The organism is Paenibacillus sp. FSL P4-0127 (assembly GCF_038007325.1).
Lineage (GTDB): Bacteria > Bacillota > Bacilli > Paenibacillales > Paenibacillaceae > Fontibacillus > Fontibacillus macerans.
Map to the genome: position 1 here is coordinate 608,259 of NZ_JBBOWY010000002.1, position 20,376 is coordinate 628,634.

The following is a 20,376-nucleotide window of genomic DNA, read 5'->3' on the forward strand; positions in this document are numbered from 1 at the left end:
TAGAAGGATAGCCAAATTGCAGGCGCGCCACGACCATTTTGCCGGTTCTTGTTTTTGCATGTCTTGTAGCGGAACCGTCAGAAAGCGAGCGATTTTGCCCATGCAATCCATAAATGGTGGTTCCATTTAAGGCGAAGATCCATGCGGAGGGATAATGATACTTTCGTCCAGCCATAGCTCATCGCAATGGGGGCGGCTTGCAGCGATCCTGGAAGAGGTTTGAAGCCTATGAGGACGGCTAACCACTGTCCGCCGGATAGGGTTAATGGAAGAGAAGCAACCAAAACAGAGGCGGAAACAGAGATGCGCACAAGCGGTAATGTTTGTCGCGCATCTCTGTTTTTCAGCTTTGCTGGATTATTGGGAGGTTTTTATGAACCATAAACTCATCCGGTACAGCATGCAAATCGCTATGATAAAACAATTACTGGCATTATCTTTGATTACCGAAAACGAATTTCATTTGATAAAGAACAAAACGATGCGGGATTACGGCATCATTTCGGACCTTACTTCTTGATTCGCACATTTGTCGGTCCGCCCATCTCTTATTAAACTGATGGCAAGTAAATAAGAATGGAGGACAACACCATGGCTCTCGAAGTAGAAGTAATTAAAGCAAGTAGGAAAATATCCGATCGCAACGCCGGAAAGTTATCGGATGTCCTTCGCGTCGCCCCTTATGCCCGCGTAAGTACCGACACCGAGGAGCAATTGAGCAGCTACAAGTCGCAAGTCGCCTATTACACCGATCTCGTTAGCAAACGAAGCGACTGGGTGCTGGTTGATATTTATGCAGATGAAGCCATAACCGGTACTCAGGTAACGAAGCGCGAGGATTTCCAACGCATGATTAACGATTGTATGGATGGGAAAATTGATATGATCATCACGAAGTCTATCTCCAGATTTGCAAGAAATACGCTGGACACGTTGAAATACGTCCGAATGTTGAAGGAAAAGAACATCGCCGTACATTTTGAAGATGAGAATATCAATACGCTGACGATGGACGGCGAATTGCTGCTCGTCATTCTAAGCTCAGTAGCGCAGCAGGAAGTGGAGAACATCTCCGCCAACGTAAAAAAAGGGTTGAAGATGAAAATGAAGCGCGGTGAACTGGTGGGCTTCCAAAGTTGTCTGGGCTATGATTACGATGTGAATACGAAACAGATCACCGTTAATCAAGAAGAAGCCGAAATCGTCCGCTATATTTTTGAACGATATACATCGGGGATCGGCGCTTACGTAATTGCTAAGGAACTGACTGAGGCGGGACATAAGACCAAATACGGAAGAGTCGAATGGCAGGACACAACCGTTCTTGGTATCATAAAGAATGAGAAGTACAAAGGCGATTTGCTGCAAGGAAAGACATTTACCGTCGATCCCATTTCCAAGAGAAGATTGGACAATTACGGCGAGGAAGATCAGTTTTATGTCAAAAATCATCATGAGCCGATTGTCAGCGAGGAAGTATTTGAGAAGGCGCAGGATATATTGCATCGAAGAGGTGAAAATCGCCGCCGCGGCGCAATAGGCAAGCGGGACAAGTACAGCAGAAAATTTGCTTTCAGCAGCAAGTTGGAATGTGCTTTCTGCGGAAGCAATCTCTCGCGACGGAACTGGCACAGCGGCACTCCACAAGAAGGTGATTTGGCAGTGCGTGACAGCCACGAAAAAGGGGAAGAAATACTGCTCTCACAGTAAAGCCTTGGAGGAAAAGCTGATCGAAGGTGCTTTTGTCGAATCATACAAAATGGTGTGCCGCAATAATTCGGACGTGCTAGACGAGCTTATGAAAAGAATGGAATCGGTGTTTAGCGACCAGAATCATCAAAAGCGATTGAACAAAATTATCAGCGACATTCAGGCCATGGAGCAAAAACGTTGCAGACTGATTGATTTGTGCCTGGATGAGAAAATAGATAGGGCTACCTACGAACAGAAGTATGTGGAACTCGATACTTCGCTCACTAAACTGCTCGAAGAAAAGGAACAACTGGAGCAATCCGCACAAGATGAAATTGATTTGGGAAAGCGGCTTGAGCATTTCCGCAAAGTGCTTCAAACAAATGAGGTTCTGACCGCATTCGACCGAAACGTATTCGAAAGCATCGTTGATAAAGTGATTATTGGGGAGAACTCCAATCAGGAAAGTCCCGAGCCGTACAGACTGACCTTCGTCTATAAGACCGGCTTTCATAACAGCATCCAAAGCAAGATGCATAAGCAAAAAAAGTCCTTGCGAAGTGAAAGGGGGAGAGTGCCTTCCTATTCCGAGAACAACACATGTTGAAGCAGTGATAATGATGACGTATTGTGGTAAAGAGAAGAAATAGATGGGCTGTACCACAATATGTAGTGGCTTTTGGGTGAAAAATGAGCAAAAAATGGGGCTGAAAAATGCGATTTTTGTGCTTGAAAATTTGATCTTCTGCATTGACATCCCGACCATCGGGGCGGTCAACGGGCCGGGAACGCACTGTGAACTCGCAACTCTCTGTGATATTACCATTTGTACAGAAGACGCGGACTTTTTTGATCCGCATTATCTGGGAGGCACACCTCCCGGAGATGGAATGTTGCTTACGCTGCAGAACATGATCGGTTTCAAGAAAGCAGCATACTACGCATACACCGGCAAGAGTATCAATGGTCAAACCGCATTGGACCTGGGCATCGTTAGTGAAGTTCTGCCCCGCGAAAAGCTACTTCCCCGCGCATGGGAGCTTGCGGAGATGATCATGCAGGCGCCGCGTTCAACGAGACATCTGTCCCATTCCATTATATCCCGTCCATGGAAACAAGCTCTGGTCAGTGATCAAGGGTTCCAGCTTGCCCACCAAATGTATGACATGGCCATTGATGAAGAAGGAGCTCTGGAGCGGCTGAAAAAAATGCAAGGACGTCTAATGGGCAAAGAGGTGTAATCGCAGTCCATTGGCGGCGTTGAAAGTGAAGGAATAATGGCAGAGGGGCTGTACTTGTCTTTAACGATAATGCTAAAGACCAAACAGCCTCTTTGCTATATTCCCTTTAAGAAAGAATGACATTTTATGCTAAAGAGGGATCGGAATGTCCGAGAGATGTATGGTGGGACCTACAAGATTCGAAGAATACTCGGAGAAGTACAAAGACTTGTTCTTAATGACCCGCAGCGGTGCTAAATGCGGCTGCCAGGCGGAGGTAGGCACGGCTTGCTATGGCATCGGCTGCGCTGGCTGAACTGTCTGGTATGGAGATTGACCAGATTGAGTATGCAGCGGAGGTAGCGTTGGAGCACCATTTGGGGTTGACCTGTGATCCTATTAACGGACTTGTTCAGATCCCTTGCATCGAGCGGAACGCCGTGGCTGCCATGCGGGCGATCAATGCGCTGAGCCTGGCAAATTTCTTGTCAAATACCCGTAAAATATCTTTTGATCTGGTTGTACAGACCATGTATGAAACAGGCTTGGACATGAGTAGCCGTTACCGTGAAACTGCAGAAGGCGGGCTCGCTAAGCTCTATAAAATAAAGGTTTAAGCCAGTTCTAGTATATGATCATAGTTATTGCCATTAATATAAAAGCTGTGAGACATTTTTCTAAGTTGTGAATTATGGATGAATCAAACATACGGAATCCTTTTTTTGTTGGAAAGGCCGCCTTGTTGTTACGCGCACACATATCTTTGGTATAATGAAAGAGAAATTCGGAAAAGAAGATAAAATTGAACAAATGGAACAATTTTGGTATATTGAGGTAGAGTCGTTTTATTTTTAAACACAGTTTTTTCTGTGAAACGAAGAGTTTATGTTTGTGCCGGTGACGCCGGGATCGGGACGTTTCGGGCGGAAAGGCAGGTTCATCCTTGGCTACAAATCGTAAAGAAGAGATTGTAAAATTGCTCAGACAAAACGGGAATGCGAAAGTGGCGGATTTGAGCAAGCTATTTGGCGTTACGGAAGAAACGATCCGGCGGGATTTGGACCGGCTGGAGGCGGATGGCGTCATTTTGCGGACGCACGGCGGAGCGGTGCTCGTGCCGAAAGAGAAAGGGTTCGAACCGCCGGTATTGCAGAGGGAATCGATTCATTTGGAACAAAAAGAAGCGATCGGCAAATACGCCGCTTCCCTTGTCGAAGAAGGGGAAATCATCGCTCTGGATGCCAGTACGACGTGTCTACAGCTCGTTAAGCATTTGCCGAACAGGCCGCTGACGGTGTTGACCTATTCGCTGGCCGTTGTCAACGAGCTGATCAAGAAAAAAGAGATTGCCGTCATTTTGATCGGCGGCAACTTCGACAGCGATTCGATGGCGATCACCGGCATGTCGGCGGAAAATATGGTAGAAGCGTATCATGTGGACAAATTTTTCTTTTCCTGCCAAGGGTTCGACGACCAGCGCGGCGTGAGCGAACCCTACGAGTCGCACGCCAGGTTGAAAGAGAAAATATTGAACATCTCGGACCAACATATTTTGGTGGCGGACAGCAGCAAATTTGGAAAAAAATCATTGATCCGCCTGCTTGGCCTTGAAGAAGTGGATTTGTTGATTACGGACACAAAAATGGCGAACGCTGATGTACAATTGTTGCAAAACAAAGGAATAAACATCGTAACAACGTCTTAAACACTCCTTGGAATCGCTGAAAAATAGACGTAAGTGACCGGGTGCTAGCATTGCATTCGGTCTTTTTTTGTTTGAATCAAAAAAATAAATGTTGAAAACAAAGATTATTATAGTGTAAAATGCAGATATGAACGCGTTTTCAATGTGGTTCAAATAAAAAAACAGAGAGAACCTCTTTTGGATCAAGAAGAGGTCAGTAAGGGAGTGGGAGAAATGGCTTTCATCGGGCCGTCCCTCATGTGCGCCAACTTCGGCAAACTGCAGGAAAATATCGAGCAGTTGGAACTTGGGGGAGTGGATTATTATCATTTCGACATCATGGACGGGAATTTCGTTCCGAACTTTACGATGGGGCCGGACATGGTGAAATCGTTGCGCGGACTCACGAAGAAACCGTTCGACGTTCACATGATGGTGGAAGCACCGGAGAGATACATCGAATTGTTTGCGAGTGCGGGTGCCGACATGATCTCGATTCACGCAGAGACGAAGACTCATCTCCAACGGGGGCTGCAGCAAATTCGCAATCTCGGGCTCAAGGCTGGCGTGGCGCTCAATCCAGCGACGCCGCTCGCGGTGTTGGAATACGTTCTGGACGTGACGGACTATGTCTGTCTCATGACGGTGAATCCGGGATTTGCCGGCCAAAAGTTTATTCCGAGCATGTACGAAAAAATATCCGACCTTAAAACGTTGATCGACCGCCGGAAAGTCGACGTAAAAATTCAAGTCGATGGAAATATTAGTTACGATACCATTCCGAAAGTGTTGGAGCGCGGGGCGGATATGCTCGTGTGCGGCACATCCAGTTTGTTCTGTGGCAATGACTTAGAGAAAAACACGATTGCGTTGAAACAATTTATTGCGGGAGAACAAAAACGGCTCAATATGAAGCTACCCGGATAAAAAAAGGGGATAATTCGATGATTACAGTGGTCGGCAGCATCAATATGGATGTCGTTACGGTAGTTGATAAATACCCATTCTATGGCGAAACGAAAATCGGTAAATCGGTCGAGATGTTGCCGGGCGGCAAAGGTGCGAACCAAGCTGCCACATGCGGCAAGCTGGGAGCGAGTGTAGCGTTGATCGGCTGTGTCGGAAACGATCAGGCCGGCGACCTGCTCGTACAGTCGTTAAAGGATAACAATGTCAGCGACGCCCTGCTCGCCAGGACGGATGAAGCTTCGACGGGCACGGTTATCGTGACGATTGACGAGACAGCGGAGAACACGATGATCGTCATCAAAGGCGCGAACGAGCGGCTGACGAAGGCTCACATCGACGCATGCGAAGAACGGATTAAAGAGAGCAGCGTGCTGCTCGTGCAAATGGAGGTGCCGCATGACGTCGTTCTGTACGCGATGGAGACCGCGAAAAAGCATGGCGTTTATATCATCCTGGATCCCGCGCCAGCGGAGGGTTTAACGCTTGACATGGTGAAACATGCGGATCTTATAACGCCGAACAGGCAAGAGACGAGACATTTGACCGGCATCGACGTCACCGACGAGGCGTCGGCGAACGAAGCGGCGAAAAGGTTCGAACAAGCAGGCGTCAAGAGCAGCATCATTAAAATGGCGGAACAAGGTTCCGTACTATACACGGAAGGGCAAGCCTTCAGGATCGAAGGTATTCCGGTCGATGCGGTCAGCACGGTGGGAGCGGGCGATTCGTTTGCCGGCGCTTTGGCCGCTGCATTGGACGACGGCGCGACACTTCCGGAAGCGGCGCGGTTCGCGACCGCGGTGAGCGCGTTGAAAGTGACGCGGCTCGGGGCGCAAAAAGGCCTGCCGACGCGGACCGAATTGGAAGCGTTTTGCCGAGAACACGGGATTCCCGTTGATGTGCGGAAAAACGAGGGAGGTGTATCGTAATGGAATATTTGCTGGAAATGCGCGGTGTAAGCAAGACGTATCCCGGGGTCAAAGCGCTGGACAACGTACAGCTGGCCATTAAGCCCGGCGAGGTGCACGCCTTGATCGGCGAAAACGGAGCGGGCAAGTCGACGCTAATGAAAATATTGGTTGGAGCCGAGCGACCGGACAACGGAGCGGACATCGTGTTCGAAGGGGAAAAAGTGCAATTCCAAAAGCCGATCGATGCGACGCTTCGCGGTATAGCGATGATTTATCAGGATTTGAGTTTATTTCCGAACCTATCGATCGCCGAAAACATCTGTATCGGTCGTGAAAGCGCCAGTAAAGCATTGTCACGGGTGCCTTGGAGCCGCATGAAAATACTTGCGGAGCAGGCGCTCGCTGAGCTCGGACTTGAGGTTGACGTGTCCATGCCGCTGGAAAAACTGAGCATTGCGAAACAGCAATTGGTGGCGATCGCACGATCCCTCATCTTCGACTCGAAGCTGATCATCATGGACGAGCCGACTTCATCGCTCTCATCGGGCGAGGTAGAACAATTATATAAAATCATCGAAAATTTACGCGCGAAAGGCATCGCCATCATTTATATCAGCCATAAATTGAAAGAGTTGTTCAGAGTTGCACATCGGTTCACTGTCCTGCGCGACGGCAAATTCGTTGGCAGTTACGACAAAGAAGAACTGGATGAGGACAAATTGATCGGATTGATGGTCGGCCGGAAAATCGAGATGGTAGAACGGCTGGACGTGTCACAAGCGGGCGCGGAAGTGCTTCGCGTCGAAGGGCTGTCGAAGCGCGGCAACTTCAAAGACATTTCGTTTACGCTGCGCGAAGGTGAAATCGTCGGCATTACGGGTCTCGTCGGTTCGGGGCGGACGGAGCTCGCTCAGGCGTTATTCGGGCTGAACAAGCCGGACTCCGGCGTCGTTTACATCTCGGGCAAGAAAGTCGACATTAAATCGTCGGGCGACGCGGTGAAGCACAAGATGGCTTATATCCCCGAAAGCCGGCAAACGCAAGGGCTGTTTTTGCGCCAATCGATGATCGACAATATTTCGGTGACGGTGTTGGGCCAGATGAAAAATAAGCTCGGCCTCCTCGATCGGGCGAAAGAAGAGCGGCTTGCGAGCGATTTCGTTAAAATTCTCGACATTCGTCCGCCGATGCCGGAGATGAACGCCGGGCAATTGTCGGGGGGCAACCAGCAGAAGATCGTCATCGCCAAATGGTTGACAACCGAACCGAAAATATTGATTATCGACGAACCAACCAACGGCATCGATATCGGTGCGAAGACGGAAATTCACCGGTTGCTGCGGCGGTTGCTCAACAAAGGCATGGGCATCATCGTCATTTCCAGCGAACTGCCGGAAGTGCTCGCGGTAAGCGACCGCATCCTCGTCATGCGGCAAGGACGCCTATCCGGTGAGCTCGACATCAAAGAAGCGACGCAAGAGAAAATTATGAATCTGGCGGTCCTGGGCTCGCATCACCAACAAACCCAAAACGCTTAGGATTGTAAGAATAAGGGGCAGGTGGAAGAAGTGAAAGCGTTATTTCGTTCCAAAGAGACGGGGATTCTCGCGGTTCTGCTGTTTTTATGCGTCGTGCTTAGCGTCATGAATCCCGTCTTTTTAACGGGCGGCAATCTTCATGATATTTTAAAAGCGAACGTCGTACTTGCCATTTTGGCAATGGGAATGACGCTGGTAATTATTACGGGCGGGATCGACGTGTCGGTGGCCGCCGTCACGAGTGCATCCATCGTCATTACAGGGCATTTGATGGCCAAGCTGCCGGACTCGCCGTTGTCCGTAATCATCGCGTTTGCGGTTTCAATTTTGTGCGGCATCGTGTTTGGACTCATCAATGGCTTACTCATTTCGAGGGTGAAAATTCCGCCGATCGTTGCCACGCTCGGCATGATGAGCATTATCAATGGCAGTATTTTGTATTTCACCAACGGCATGTACATGAACAGCAGCAACTTCCCGGCAGTTTTCATCCGGTTCGCTGATCTAAAAATCGCCGGCATTTCGATATTGGTTTATTTGATGCTGATCATCACTGTTTTGACCTGGTATGTCATGAAGCATACCAAAATCGGCCGTTCCGTATTCGCGATTGGGGGCAACCCGGTGTCCGCGGTGCGCGCCGGCATAAGCTTGGAGCGGACGCAGATGTTCGTATATGGCTACGTAGGTTTTATGGCGGGCGTCGCGGCGATGGCGCAGACGATGTATACGAAGTCGGTCGACCCAAACGGTATGCTCGGTTTCGAAATGACCGTCATTTCCGCAGTCGTGATCGGCGGTGCGAACATTCTCGGCGGCAGCGGTTCCGCGTGGGGGACGTTTCTCGGCGTGTTGCTGCTCGGCGTCATGCAAAACGGTCTCATTCTGACGCACATCGATACGTACTGGCAAAAAATCGTCGTCGGTATCGTCATCTTGACGGCTGTCAGCTATGATGTCATTCAGCGCAAACGCGCCGAGTCGAAACTGATGAAAGTCGAAGTACAGGAGTAGGGAGGAGCGGCGAATGAAATTCAAATTTTCCAAAGAATCGATACTCGGTGTCATTTTACTCGGAATGTTCATTCTTATGGCGGTTGTTGCACCGGGATTTTTGGACCCGTACAACTTGAGCAACATGATGTTCCAATTGCCTGAGCTTGGCATATTGGCGCTCGGCATGATGGTTGTCATTGTGACTTCCGGCATCGATTTATCGATCACATACACCGCCGCCTTCGCCGGTGTTATGTCCGCACTTGGCTTGGCTTCCGGCATGCCAACGGCGCTGGCGGTTGCCATCGGCGTCGCGATCGCGCTATTGTGCGGATTGCTTAACGGATTTTTCGTCTCAGTCATCGGCATCTCGCCGATTTTGGTCACGCTCGGAAGCATGGTACTGTTCGAAGGCGTTATTTTGACGATTACGAAGGGCAACGCCATCTCCGGTTTTCCGGAATCTTTCAGCTTGCTCGGCAACCTGTCGGTTGGCCCGATTCCGCTGCCAGTCATCATTTTTGCGGTGATTGCGGTAATCACGTCGGTGATGCTCAACCGGACACCGTGGGGGCGCAGCGTATATAAAGTGGGCATCAATCCGATCGCCGTCCAATTTTCCGGCATTAATGTCAAGAAAGTGTTAATGGGCGTCTATTTGTTCTCGGCATTTATGGCGGCGATCGCCGGGCTGATTATGATCTCGCGCTACAATTCGGCGAAGGTCGACCTGGGTTCCTCGTATTTGCTGCTTACCATCTCTGCTTCGGTACTCGGCGGAACGGAAATTTCGGGCGGTTACGGAAAAGTGGTCGGCACAGTGTTCGCAGTTGCTATTTTCCAGGTGATGTCCAACGGGCTAAACTTGCTTGGAGTGCCGCGGACGATCGTCGACATACTGATGGGCATCATTTTGATCGCCGTGCTGACGCTGAATTATTTCTCGGCCAAGCAGGTAAGCAAAAAAGCTTTAAAACAAGCGTTGAGCTCGAAGGCATCGGCTTAAATTGATCCTGTCCATCTCTCGAAGGGCATGAATCATAAATTCATTCTTATAAGAAAAGGAAGGGGCAATTAGAGATGAAGAAGTTTTCCAGTGTTATTGCGACAGTATTGGCAAGCATGCTCGTGCTGTCGGCCTGCGGCACGAATTCGGCGACGTCTGGCGGCGGACAAGAGGAGAAGGGCGGGGAGATCAAAATCGCGGTCGTGCCGAAAGTGATCGGCATCCCGTACTTTAACGCATCGGAGACCGGCGCGAAAAAAGCGGGCGAAGATCTTGGCGTCAAAGTGATATACACGGGCCCGACCCAAGCGGATGCGGCACAGCAAGTCAAAATCATTGAAGACTTGATTTCGCAAAAAGTCGACGTCATCGCGGTGGCGCCGAACGACCCGGCATCGCTCACGCCGGTGCTCAAGCGCGCAAAAGAACAAGGCATCAAAGTGATGGACTGGGATACGCCTGCGGATCAATCGGTCGTCGATTTGTCCGTTCATCAAATTGACGACGAAATCTTCGGACGCACGGTAACGGATAAATTGGTCGAAAAAATGGGCACCGATTCCGGCGAAATCGCAATCTTGACCGGCGGCATGTCGGCGGCGAACCTCAATACGTGGATCGACTGGGCGAAAAAGCAAGCGGAAGAAAAATACCCGAATTTGAAGCTCGTCAATGATAAAATCGCGACCGACGAAAAGCAGCAAGTCGCTTACCAAAAAACGCTCGACCTGTTAAAAGCATATCCGAATTTGAAGGGAATTATGGCGTTCTCGACGGTCGCTCCGCTCGGCGCGGCGCAAGCGATTCAAGAGAAAGGCCTGCAAGGCCAAGTGGCGCTCGTCGGCGCGTCTCTGCCGACCGACTCGAAGCCGTACATCTTGGACGGTTCGATGTCTTCCGCGCTGCTCTGGAACCCGGAAAGCCTCGGCTATTTGACGGTTTCCTTAGCGAAAGACTTGGTTAGCGGCAAGCTTCCGACCGATGGGCAAGAGGTGCCGGGCGTAAGCAAAATTCAAGTGAAATCGGACAACAAAACGGTCATCATGGGTCCGCCGACCGAATTTACGAAAGAAAACGTCGAACAATTTAATTTCTAATGAAGCAAGCCGGAAGCGGATCGCCTTACATTTGGCGGTCCGCTTTTAAGGGAATAAGGAATGGAGTGAGATGCGCATGTTCGAGCTGCTGGATCCGCGTGTCGATGTGATCTTCAAGCGAATTTTTGGAAGTGAGCGTAATAAGGATGTGTTGCTGGCTTTTTTGAACAGCACGTTTCGCGAGGCAGGCGAATCGCCGCTAACCGAGATTGTACTGCTCAACCCTTACACTGAGCCAGACAGTCCGAATGATAAGCAGTCGATTATGGACATCAAGGCCAAGACAGCCAAGGGCTAACTTTTGAATATCGAAATGCAATTGTTCAACCCGTATCAATATGGAAAAACGTACACTGCTCCTAGATGATATTGAGATTCACATCATCGAGCTGACCAAGCTGAATGAGCATGCAGCAGAGCTTGAAGAAGGCGGTCTGGTGAACTGGCTGCTGTTTTTAAAGGGTGTAGATAAATCAAATTGGGAGGTGCTGACGATGAAGGAGCCGATGCTGAAAAAAGCGATGGATACGCTGGAGTTTCTGAGCCAGGATCGGGCAGCGCGCATGGCTTATGACGCCCGAATGAAGGCGCTGAGCGATGAGAAATCCCGAATTGAGGGAGCCAAGACGGAAACAAGCAAAGAAATTGCCATCAGACTTCTGAACAAAGGGGTAGATCTGCAAACTGTTTCGGAAGCAACGGGGTTGTCTATGGAAGAAGTCAAAGTGCTGAGACAGTAAGCAAAAATGTACTCCCTACATCACCATCCAAAGCTAAAACTCGACGACAGCCGCAGGGCTGTCTTTTCTTTTGCCAAATATAATTTATCCGGGTACTTGTTGACCAGTTTATGAACAAGGTTGAATTCGGCATGCCCGAATAATCCCGGCTCATAGTTTGAGGTGTTTTCCGCTTCCTCGATGATCGCATTTTCACGAATCATAAACTTTAAGTCGGTATAAGTCGATTAAATAATTAGGGCTTATATACATAAATTTCTATATTAGAACATACCTAGCAGTGAACTTAAGCCGAGGCGTAGAAGCCGTATCTAAAAATAGAATTCATTACAGGAGGTAAGCTATGAATAAGAGAATAGGCATTAGATTTTTAGTTGTAATTATGATGATTTATGTATTTGCTTTTAATCTGGGTGGGAAAACTGTAAAGGCAAATTCCGTATATTATGTTTCTACAACGGGGAATGACATTACTGGAACCGGTACACTATCAAATCCATGGAAAACCATACAAAAGGCAGCAGATACCATGAAAGCCGGAGATACCTGCATCATACGAGGTGGTACATACCGGGAAACAGTAACACTTCATACTTCCGGAACTTCTGCAAATCCCATAAACTTTAAGGCTTATACAGGAGAGAACGTAACGGTATCCGGTGCCGATCCGGTTACTGGCTGGGAAAATTACTCCGGATCCATCTATTATGCGGAAATGACGGGTTCCCTTGGAACAAAAAATCAGATATTTGTTAATAAGCAAATGCAATTTGAAGCCAGATGGCCCAATTCACCAACACTTGATCCCTTAAATTCAACATATGCAACCGTTGATTCCGGCTCCACTACAACCATCAAGGATGGGGACTTAACTCAGGCACCTGGATACTGGGTTGGCAAAACGGTTTGGAGTGTTCCGGGAACAGGCTATAAATCTTATAAAAGTACCATTACCGGCTCAAGGGACGGCTCCATTACCTTTGATCAAATGGCTGCTGCAGCGACAGGCGGTAACAGCTATTATATTACTGGTAATCTTGAAGATCTTGACAGTGCGGGAGAATGGTATTATGACAGCATTACTGGCAGACTTTATTTATGGGCCCCTGGTGGAGTTGATCCGAATACTTTGACAGTAGAAGCAAAGAAGCGGACTTATGCATTTGATTTAAGTTCCCGCTCTTACATAAATATTACCGGAATTAATATCTTTGCCTCCAGCATTAAAATGTCTAATTCTAATTACTGTAAAGTTTCTAATATGATTGCGGAATATGTCAGTCATGATTCGGATGTTACCAGACAATACAGTACAGGGATATTTATGTCCGGTACCAATAATGAGCTTAGAGACAGTACTTTGACCTACAGTTCCGGTAATCTGGTGAGTATAGAGGGAACAGGAAATAAAGTAATTAATAATCTTATTCATGAAGCCAATTATTCGGCAGCGGATATTCCGGCAATCTATCTATTGGGGGCAAACCATCTAATCAGTCATAATACGGTATATAACGCTGGGCGTCACCTGATATTTATGCCTACCCAAAACAGCCGGATACAATATAATAATCTGTACAATGCAGGAAAGCTGACAAAAGACTGCGGAATACTCTATGAATTTGCCTGGGATGGGCAAGGGACGGTAATTCATCATAATTACATCCATGATAATCTGGCAAAGAATTATTCCGGCACGGGTATCTATCTGGATAACGGTAGCAAGGGCTATATTGTGCATCATAATGTTGTATGGGGAAACTATACAGGGATAAGATTGAATACACCCAGTAATTTTAACCTGATATATAACAATACCACCTACAGTAACGGAAATGTAGGATATTGGGGAAGTAATTTTCAGTCAGATATGTACGGCGACAGAATTTTCAACAATATCTTTACTACAGCCTTTACACTGCCTGGTACTCATATAGAGGGAAATAATATTACCTCAGAAACCAATCCGTTATTTGTGAATCCCACAGCATATGATTTCAGGCTGCAGTCCACTTCTCCAGCTATTAATGCAGGGGTTGTAATATCCGGAATCACGAATGATTATGTTGGTGCGGCCCCGGATATTGGAGCATATGAGTTCGGTGGAACTGACTGGACGGCCGGGCATGATTTTTCTTCACCTCCGGACCCGGTTTTTGAGAGTGTCAGCTTACTTTATGTTAATAACGTAAGGCAATCTGATTTCGAGAAAGGGATAATCTCACCATGGGCAGCAACATATTCAGATACTGCTGTAAGCGTACCGGTACCAAGAAGCGGCTCTAAGAGTGTTAGATTGGGACCCGGAGAAGATGGTATCGAGCAGGTACTTACAGGGCTAAGTCCTAATACCAGCTATGTGTGTACCGCTTGGGTGAAGGCAGACATAGGTGAGCAGATTCAGATTGGCGTTAATGGCTTTGGAGGAACGGATGCATCGGCAACATCTGACAGTACATCCTGGACAATGGTAAACATTCCTTTTACAACCGGAGCAGGCGCTACCAGGGCAACAGTGTATGCTTACAAGAAGCCTGGCACAGCATATGTTTATGTGGATGATTTTGGGGTAGTTGAGCAATAAATTTTTTGGGGCAGATGGATCAGGAGGGATGCTTTCGCAGCGGTACAGCCCCTTATGGCTATCGCCTTGAAATATCTGTAGGTTTTTTGGTGTTAATAATGATAGACTTATCTTGATATTAGAAGCAACACAATTTGAGCTGCAGAAACAACCGTCTCAAGATTGGAGGGTAATCATGGGGAATACGGATAAGTTTGAGATGATAGCTAATATATATGACACCTCTGAAAGAATTCAAATCGCAAAGGTATCATCAAATGCCATTCGTGAATATTTAGTTGATACTAAAAGTAAGAATGCTATTGATTTTGGGTGTGGAACTGGTCTTGTTGGAATGAACTTGCTTAACGATTTTAATGCTATGCTATTTCTGGATACATCTCAAAACATGATTAGTCAAATTAAGCAAAAAATTTCTAGTGCTAATATACAGAATGCAGCTACATTATGCTTTGACTTTGAAAAAGACAGTCTTTCGGATTTACATGCTGACTATATTTTTATGGCTCAGGTTTTACTCCATATTCATGATGTTGAGTTAGTTTTATCAAGATTATATGAGGTTTTAAATGAAAGCGGACATTTACTAATCGTAGATTTTAATAAAAATGAAAAAATAGTTTCTGATATGGTCCATAACGGGTTTGATCAGGCAGAGTTAACTGACATGATGACAAAAATCGGATACAGGGATATTCAATCTAAAACTTTCTATACCGGAAGTAAAATATTCATGGGTTATGATGCATCTTTGTTTATCCTTGATTCTCGGAAATAGAGTATTCGCCAAGGCCCCATCAGGCCTGAGCGGATGTGAAAAAGCTAAACAATCGGCCTATCCATTTGTCTCCAGCCAGTCGGCGCATCTTATACCACTTAATGCTATGACGCCGGATGATCGGCATTCCTTTGTGTCATTTTGTTCCTGATCATCGTCGGAATCGCCCTGGCTTTTGCAAAAGAAAAAGCCTTGTACACATCTTGGCAAAAACTGTGTTGTCTTAATCCAAAGACGATGCAGTTTTTTTATTAAGTTTGAACTGAGTTCACAAAATAGTAATAACTTTTGACTTTATATTGCTTTTTATTACAAAATCAAACATAAAAGTAATTTGAACACATAATCTTAGAGGTATATTATAGTAAAGAGTATTAACCACAAACTGGAAGAAAGTTTAACTTTTGAAACGAATGCGGGTGAAAAAATTGAGTTTATCGAATTTCGAATTTTCATTCTCTAAACCTAAGCAAGGCCTGTTTAAGATGGGCGATAACGATTTTAAGATTGTTACGGAGTACGGGAAAGAAAGGAAAGTAAATTTTAATGAGCTCTTGGTATATTTGTTTTCGGAAGGAATGAATAATTCTTTGGAGGTAAGTGACAACATCCGGAGATATGATGCCGTCTTCGATATGTCCATCCATGAAATTAACGATCTATTGAATCAACTGGTTGAAGAACAATTTCTGAAGTTTGAACCGAGGAAAAAAGAGTTGCACAAACATTATTCTTATAATCCCGTGAAGATATTGAATTACGCCAGATCCGTTTCTGCCGCGAAAAAAACTAACGAATTTATTTCTTTAGGGAAATTAGAGTTGGCCGTTACCCATAAATGCCCGTTTAATTGTACATATTGCAGCAAGAAAGAATATAACCCCTCAGAACAGTTATCTTTAGAGGAAAAGAAAAAAGTAATTTACGAAGCTTATGAGTTGGGAGCACAAACGATCGCTTTAACAGGCGGGGAACCTTTGCATGATGAAGTTGCGGAGGAAACTTTTGAACTAATTGGTTACGCATCTGACTTAGGTTACAAAAGAAAAGTATTGTTGACAAGCGGGTACCATATCGACAAATATTTTCAATCCATAGTTAATTCGCATCTGGATGAAGTTCAGGTCTCCTACAATATGAGTTGTAAGTTTTACGAAGATAGAGTCCGGAACCAATATATTGAAAAGAATATTAAACAAATAAGCGGATTAATGGATTACGGTATCCGTTTGGGCATATGCAGCGTTTTGACAAATGAAAGTATTGGTTTCATCGATGAGATAATTAAATTCTGTTTAGAGAATAAACTATATAGTGTTTACTTCTATCCGGTGATGCCGGTTGGGGATGCCAAGAATATATGGAATGAGATCAAATTGGATGTGTCGGACTTGAAAAATGCACTGGCATTAATCAAAGAAAGGAGGGAGGAGCTCAAACAAAGGCTGTATATTTCCGCGCCGCAGTCGTTTTTGCAGGATGAGAAACCGCTGCAAATTTGCGAGGGCGGAATGTATATGCTCTACGTTACCGAAAGCGGCGATACGGCTGCTTGTGCTTGTTCCGCTGCTTCGGGTTTCAATGTCCGCGATTATTCCTTGTCTTGGATCTGGAAGGAATCCAGATATTTTGACGGATACAGAATTGTTAAATCAGTAAACAGCTTATGCCAGAATTGCGATGATTACTCTCTTTGTATAAATAGTTGCGTTTGCAGAGAGAGCTTGGCCGTGCGGAATTTTAAATTTAGCTCCGGAAAATGTGCACTCATTACGGGAAATTTAAAAATCAACGAAATAGGATCGGTGATGGAATGAAGACAGGACTTTTTATACGCAAATATGATGAAGTTGAATGGGAAAAGATGAACAAAAACAAGTGCGTTTTTCTTGGAAGCGAGGGATGCATTTACAAACTACCGCATAAAAATGAAATTGTTGATCTGAAAAATAAGATTAAAGATATGGAAATCCATATCATTACTCCTCTTGTGTCACAAATGAACTTGCAATTGGCCAAGGATGCGATAGATGACTTGATTTCCGCGAACGCCATAGATTCAATAACTTTTAATGATTACGGCGTGCTTTATTACGTTGCGAACAAGTATAAATACTCAAATATAAAGTTTTACCTCGGGAGGTTATTGACCAAATCGTTCTCCGATTGTCCTTGGTCGGATCATCTGAACAGAAATGAGGAAGATTTCGTCAAAAAATACATGAATGGTTTCGCGCTGAATGACCCCAGGAAAATTAAAATGTTTAAGGACATGGGGATCGAAGGAGCTCATCTTAGTGCAAACCATAAAAATGCGGAGGGATTAAAAGAAATTGCGCAAAACGGATTCGATATCATAGTCCATTTAAATACGATCATCGGATCTTCCAGCAGAATTTGCAGTCAAGCCCAGTATCATAGTTTGAGCTATCCGGCATGCAAGGATAAATGCGAGAAACCGGCCGTACTTAGATTGTCCAAAGTATGGAGTCTAAAAGAGGACGGATATATTGAGCCAAGCAAGGAAGTAAAAAGGATGGTTCCCGATTATTATGTTGCCGGAAATATAACCTACTACCGAAATCCCGATCAAGAGCTATTACTGGATATGTCCCATTTAATCACGTACGGTGTTGAGGATAGTCATTTTGGGGCTTATGTTTATGCTTGACTTTGTGAAAATTATAACAATTACGTTTTTTCGGTTAGGAGAGATTATTTTATGAAGGTAAAAGCTCCTGTGATTTCATTTGATTCGGCCAAGAAAATGCTGGAGGCAGGCGCGGGCGAGATTTATCTTGGGGCCTCTAATGGGGCATTTAAAAATATTGCTTACAGTGCACGAGGGAATTCCAACGTCCATAACTCCCGGATTACGATTGACGAAACCGAATTAAAAAAGACCGTCGATTTGGCTCATCGGCATAATGCGAGTGTCAGCTTTCTTGCAAACCTTCCGCAATTCAGTTTGCCAAGTGAGGAGAGAAGCAAAATCGAACAAAATTTTATCGAATATATCCAAACCGGAATACAATGCGGCATTGACAATGTGGTTGTTGCGGATATCGGCCAGTATTTATTGATAAGGGAGCATAATATCGACATTCCATGCTTTGCAAGTGTTTATTTGGCTACGATAAATGCGGAGCAGGTGAAATTTTTTAAAGAGCTTGGGTTTAGAAGAGTCACGCTCGAATATCAAATGCTGACCCGGGAGATCAGGGAAATTTGTCAAGTCGAAGGTATAGATATAGAAGTTTTCGCGAACTTCGGGGGAACATTCCTAAACGGAAGATGCAGTCTATACCATAATATGGGCGAAGAGCTTGATTTCGGCTTTCCGTGTAAATCCAAATATGATGTCATCACCGAAGATATTCTGGAGAAGGACTATCCCTACTATGACAGTAACCTGTATTGTTCTTTATGCAGTGTAGGGAAGCTGTATGAGATGGGGGTTACTACGTTGAAAATTACCGGCAGGGAGATACCCAGCAAAGTAACGGAAGATATCGTCCGAACGTATTCCAAATGCATTCAGTATCTGGAAGATAATATGGATTATATGACTGCAAGAAATTTAGCGTTCGATGAGTGTAAAGACTTCTGGAATAAATGGTGTTCAAAGAAGCGATGCAAATACATTAAGAACCGTATAACGAGTTCATACGTGTAGCGCCTTAGCAATAGCATTACATATTAATGGAGGAAGGAATTATAATGCTTATCGCTTTTTGCGGGATTGACGGATCGGGAAAGAGTACGCATGTTGAATTCTTGGCGGAATGGTTATCCCGGCAGCAACTAAAAGTAAAAAGGTTCAAACCGATTAATTCAGATAACGATTTTTTAACTTACCTTCAAACCATCGGCAAAAACTATAGTGATTTATACAATGAAGCTATGCCCAGAGAGCACAGGAGCATACTGCTTGCATTTGAATTGTTTCAACAGAGCGAGGCGGTGAAAAAGTGGCTGGCCGAAGACTATATCGTTGTGGTGGACCGCTGGATATACTCCCATTATGCATACGCTTATGCTCGAAATATCGAAACGAAAACCCTGCATGCAATATTGGATAGTTGTCTCAAACCCGATTTGGTATTTCTGTTGGACGTTCCGGTAGATACTTCCTTACAACGGATCGATGAAAGAGGCCCAAAACGGTCGATGAATGAATCCGAGGCGATTCTCGAGAAAGCGAGGGAGAGATTTCTTCAACTAAAGGATGCACATCAATTCATCCTTTTGAATACGGCCGAGCCGCTGGATGAAATAATAAATCGGATTCAAAATGAAGTCGGTCATAGACTCAAAGTCCGAGTCGAGACTTCGGGGGGGATTTAGATGCAAGGTCCACATACCGAACAAGTTGTTTTCCAACATATTCCCGATTCTATATTAGAGAACGCCATCGTCTATTTGGCCGGGTCTACCATCGAGGGCTTCGGGAATGCCACTTCTGACGTTGATGTTTTTGTGATTTCCGAAAGTTTGCCGTCCGAGGAGGAATTAAACCGCTTAGATGGTAATGCATCGACAATCAAGGAGAACCGCACCATTGTTCAAAATATTGTGGTTGACGATACGAGATATGATTTTACTTATGTAAGAACGGAAGATTTTGTATCTCTCATAACGAAGTTGAACCTTTTTAACCCCCGATCGAATGAACGGCCCGGTGAATTTGATAAAAACGGGATCGATTTCCTGCATCGTTTAAGATTTTCAAGAATGTTAAAGATGTCCAGCGAGAAGCAAGAGTTGATTGGAAATGTTAATTTTAATCATTTGAATTTGTACTTGGCAATGACCGAAGCCTGGCTCTATTCGCACGTCGTTGAGGATTTGGAGGGAGCCTACCGTTCAGGGGATTTCGGGACTGCGTTTTTTGGAATCAGGAAGCTGCTTGAGGTAAGTCTGACCATGTATCTTGCGCTTCACGGGGAAACAAACCCGAATCCCAAATGGCTTTATCGAAAGCTTCTGCGATATTGCAAAGACAGAAATGATATGGGACTGCTGGAGAAGTATATGGAGTTACAAGGACACGCTTATGATGAAAGTACGATTGCCGGACATTTGAAAAACGGACTAAAGTTTTGTCAACATCTTAACGAGCGTTCGCAGGACTTAATTAAATTACAAATTGAGGAGTGAA

Annotated in this window: 19 protein-coding genes and 1 pseudogene; all 20 read left to right on the plus strand. The window is 45.6% G+C overall.

Annotated elements, in window-relative coordinates:
* The first annotated feature begins 591 nt into the window (after positions 1-591).
* The 20 genes and pseudogenes from NYE74_RS29210 to NYE74_RS29305 all read left to right on the plus strand — a co-directional run bounded on the left by NYE74_RS29210 (position 592) and on the right by NYE74_RS29305 (position 20,375).
* Positions 592-1,710, plus strand: coding sequence for a recombinase family protein (locus NYE74_RS29210; protein WP_227872718.1), 1,119 nt, complete (start codon positions 592-594; stop codon positions 1,708-1,710).
* Positions 1,667-2,299 (plus strand): hypothetical protein, encoded by a 633-nt coding sequence (locus NYE74_RS29215; protein ID WP_249732519.1) that lies wholly within the window; start codon positions 1,667-1,669, stop codon positions 2,297-2,299. Before NYE74_RS29210 ends, NYE74_RS29215 begins: the two co-directional genes overlap by 44 nt.
* A gap of 76 nt (positions 2,300-2,375) precedes the next feature.
* Positions 2,376-2,933, plus strand: a complete 558-nt coding sequence (locus tag NYE74_RS29220; RefSeq protein ID WP_227872716.1) for an enoyl-CoA hydratase/isomerase family protein — start codon at positions 2,376-2,378, stop codon at positions 2,931-2,933.
* A 145-nt stretch (positions 2,934-3,078) separates the two neighbouring features.
* Positions 3,079-3,228 carry a hypothetical protein gene (locus NYE74_RS29225; RefSeq protein WP_227872715.1) on the plus strand — a complete coding sequence of 50 codons (150 nt, stop codon included), beginning with the start codon at positions 3,079-3,081 and terminating at the stop codon, positions 3,226-3,228.
* On the plus strand, positions 3,206-3,529 hold the full coding sequence (locus tag NYE74_RS29230; RefSeq protein ID WP_036625790.1) for an L-serine ammonia-lyase, iron-sulfur-dependent, subunit alpha: 324 nt from the start codon (positions 3,206-3,208) through the stop codon (positions 3,527-3,529). The genes NYE74_RS29225 and NYE74_RS29230 overlap by 23 nt, the downstream gene beginning before the upstream one ends.
* 326 nt (positions 3,530-3,855) lie before the next feature.
* Positions 3,856-4,617, plus strand: coding sequence for a DeoR/GlpR family DNA-binding transcription regulator (locus NYE74_RS29235; protein ID WP_036625788.1), 762 nt, complete (start codon positions 3,856-3,858; stop codon positions 4,615-4,617).
* 213 nt (positions 4,618-4,830) lie between these two features.
* Positions 4,831-5,523: a ribulose-phosphate 3-epimerase gene (gene rpe / locus NYE74_RS29240; RefSeq protein ID WP_036625786.1), complete on the plus strand. Its 693-nt coding sequence runs from the start codon at positions 4,831-4,833 to the stop codon at positions 5,521-5,523.
* Positions 5,524-5,540: 17 nt separating this feature from the next.
* Complete coding sequence (gene rbsK, locus NYE74_RS29245; RefSeq protein ID WP_051985686.1) at positions 5,541-6,494, plus strand: ribokinase; 954 nt, start codon at positions 5,541-5,543, stop codon at positions 6,492-6,494.
* A complete protein-coding gene (locus NYE74_RS29250) occupies positions 6,494-8,014 on the plus strand; it encodes a sugar ABC transporter ATP-binding protein (protein WP_036625783.1) in 1,521 nt (506 codons plus the stop codon). The genes rbsK and NYE74_RS29250 overlap by 1 nt, the downstream gene beginning before the upstream one ends.
* A 30-nt stretch (positions 8,015-8,044) precedes the next feature.
* Positions 8,045-9,028, plus strand: a complete 984-nt coding sequence (locus tag NYE74_RS29255) for an ABC transporter permease (protein WP_270619723.1) — start codon at positions 8,045-8,047, stop codon at positions 9,026-9,028.
* A gap of 13 nt (positions 9,029-9,041) precedes the next feature.
* Positions 9,042-10,016 carry an ABC transporter permease gene (locus NYE74_RS29260; protein ID WP_124331890.1) on the plus strand — a complete coding sequence of 325 codons (975 nt, stop codon included), beginning with the start codon at positions 9,042-9,044 and terminating at the stop codon, positions 10,014-10,016.
* A 74-nt stretch (positions 10,017-10,090) separates the two neighbouring features.
* Positions 10,091-11,113, plus strand: a complete 1,023-nt coding sequence (locus NYE74_RS29265) for an autoinducer 2 ABC transporter substrate-binding protein (RefSeq protein ID WP_036625778.1) — start codon at positions 10,091-10,093, stop codon at positions 11,111-11,113.
* A 76-nt stretch (positions 11,114-11,189) separates the two neighbouring features.
* Positions 11,190-11,853 (plus strand): annotated as a pseudogene (locus tag NYE74_RS29270) (Rpn family recombination-promoting nuclease/putative transposase).
* 343 nt (positions 11,854-12,196) lie between these two features.
* Entirely contained in the window at positions 12,197-14,437 is a 2,241-nt protein-coding gene (locus tag NYE74_RS29275; RefSeq protein ID WP_341005415.1) for a right-handed parallel beta-helix repeat-containing protein, read from the plus strand.
* A 175-nt stretch (positions 14,438-14,612) separates the two neighbouring features.
* The gene (locus NYE74_RS29280; RefSeq protein ID WP_124331888.1) at positions 14,613-15,215 is read left to right on the plus strand and encodes a class I SAM-dependent methyltransferase; all 603 of its coding nucleotides are present in this window, start codon (positions 14,613-14,615) and stop codon (positions 15,213-15,215) included.
* Positions 15,216-15,628: 413 nt separating this feature from the next.
* Complete coding sequence (locus NYE74_RS29285) at positions 15,629-17,032, plus strand: radical SAM protein (protein ID WP_341005543.1); 1,404 nt, start codon at positions 15,629-15,631, stop codon at positions 17,030-17,032.
* A complete protein-coding gene (locus NYE74_RS29290) occupies positions 17,029-17,886 on the plus strand; it encodes a hypothetical protein (RefSeq protein ID WP_124331886.1) in 858 nt (285 codons plus the stop codon). The genes NYE74_RS29285 and NYE74_RS29290 overlap by 4 nt, the downstream gene beginning before the upstream one ends.
* A gap of 51 nt (positions 17,887-17,937) precedes the next feature.
* Positions 17,938-18,891: a peptidase U32 family protein gene (locus NYE74_RS29295; RefSeq protein WP_124331885.1), complete on the plus strand. Its 954-nt coding sequence runs from the start codon at positions 17,938-17,940 to the stop codon at positions 18,889-18,891.
* Positions 18,892-18,935: 44 nt separating this feature from the next.
* Positions 18,936-19,562, plus strand: coding sequence for a dTMP kinase (tmk, locus tag NYE74_RS29300; protein ID WP_170179981.1), 627 nt, complete (start codon positions 18,936-18,938; stop codon positions 19,560-19,562).
* Complete coding sequence (locus tag NYE74_RS29305) at positions 19,563-20,375, plus strand: hypothetical protein (protein WP_124331883.1); 813 nt, start codon at positions 19,563-19,565, stop codon at positions 20,373-20,375. It begins immediately after the preceding gene.
* Position 20,376 lies beyond the last annotated feature (1 nt).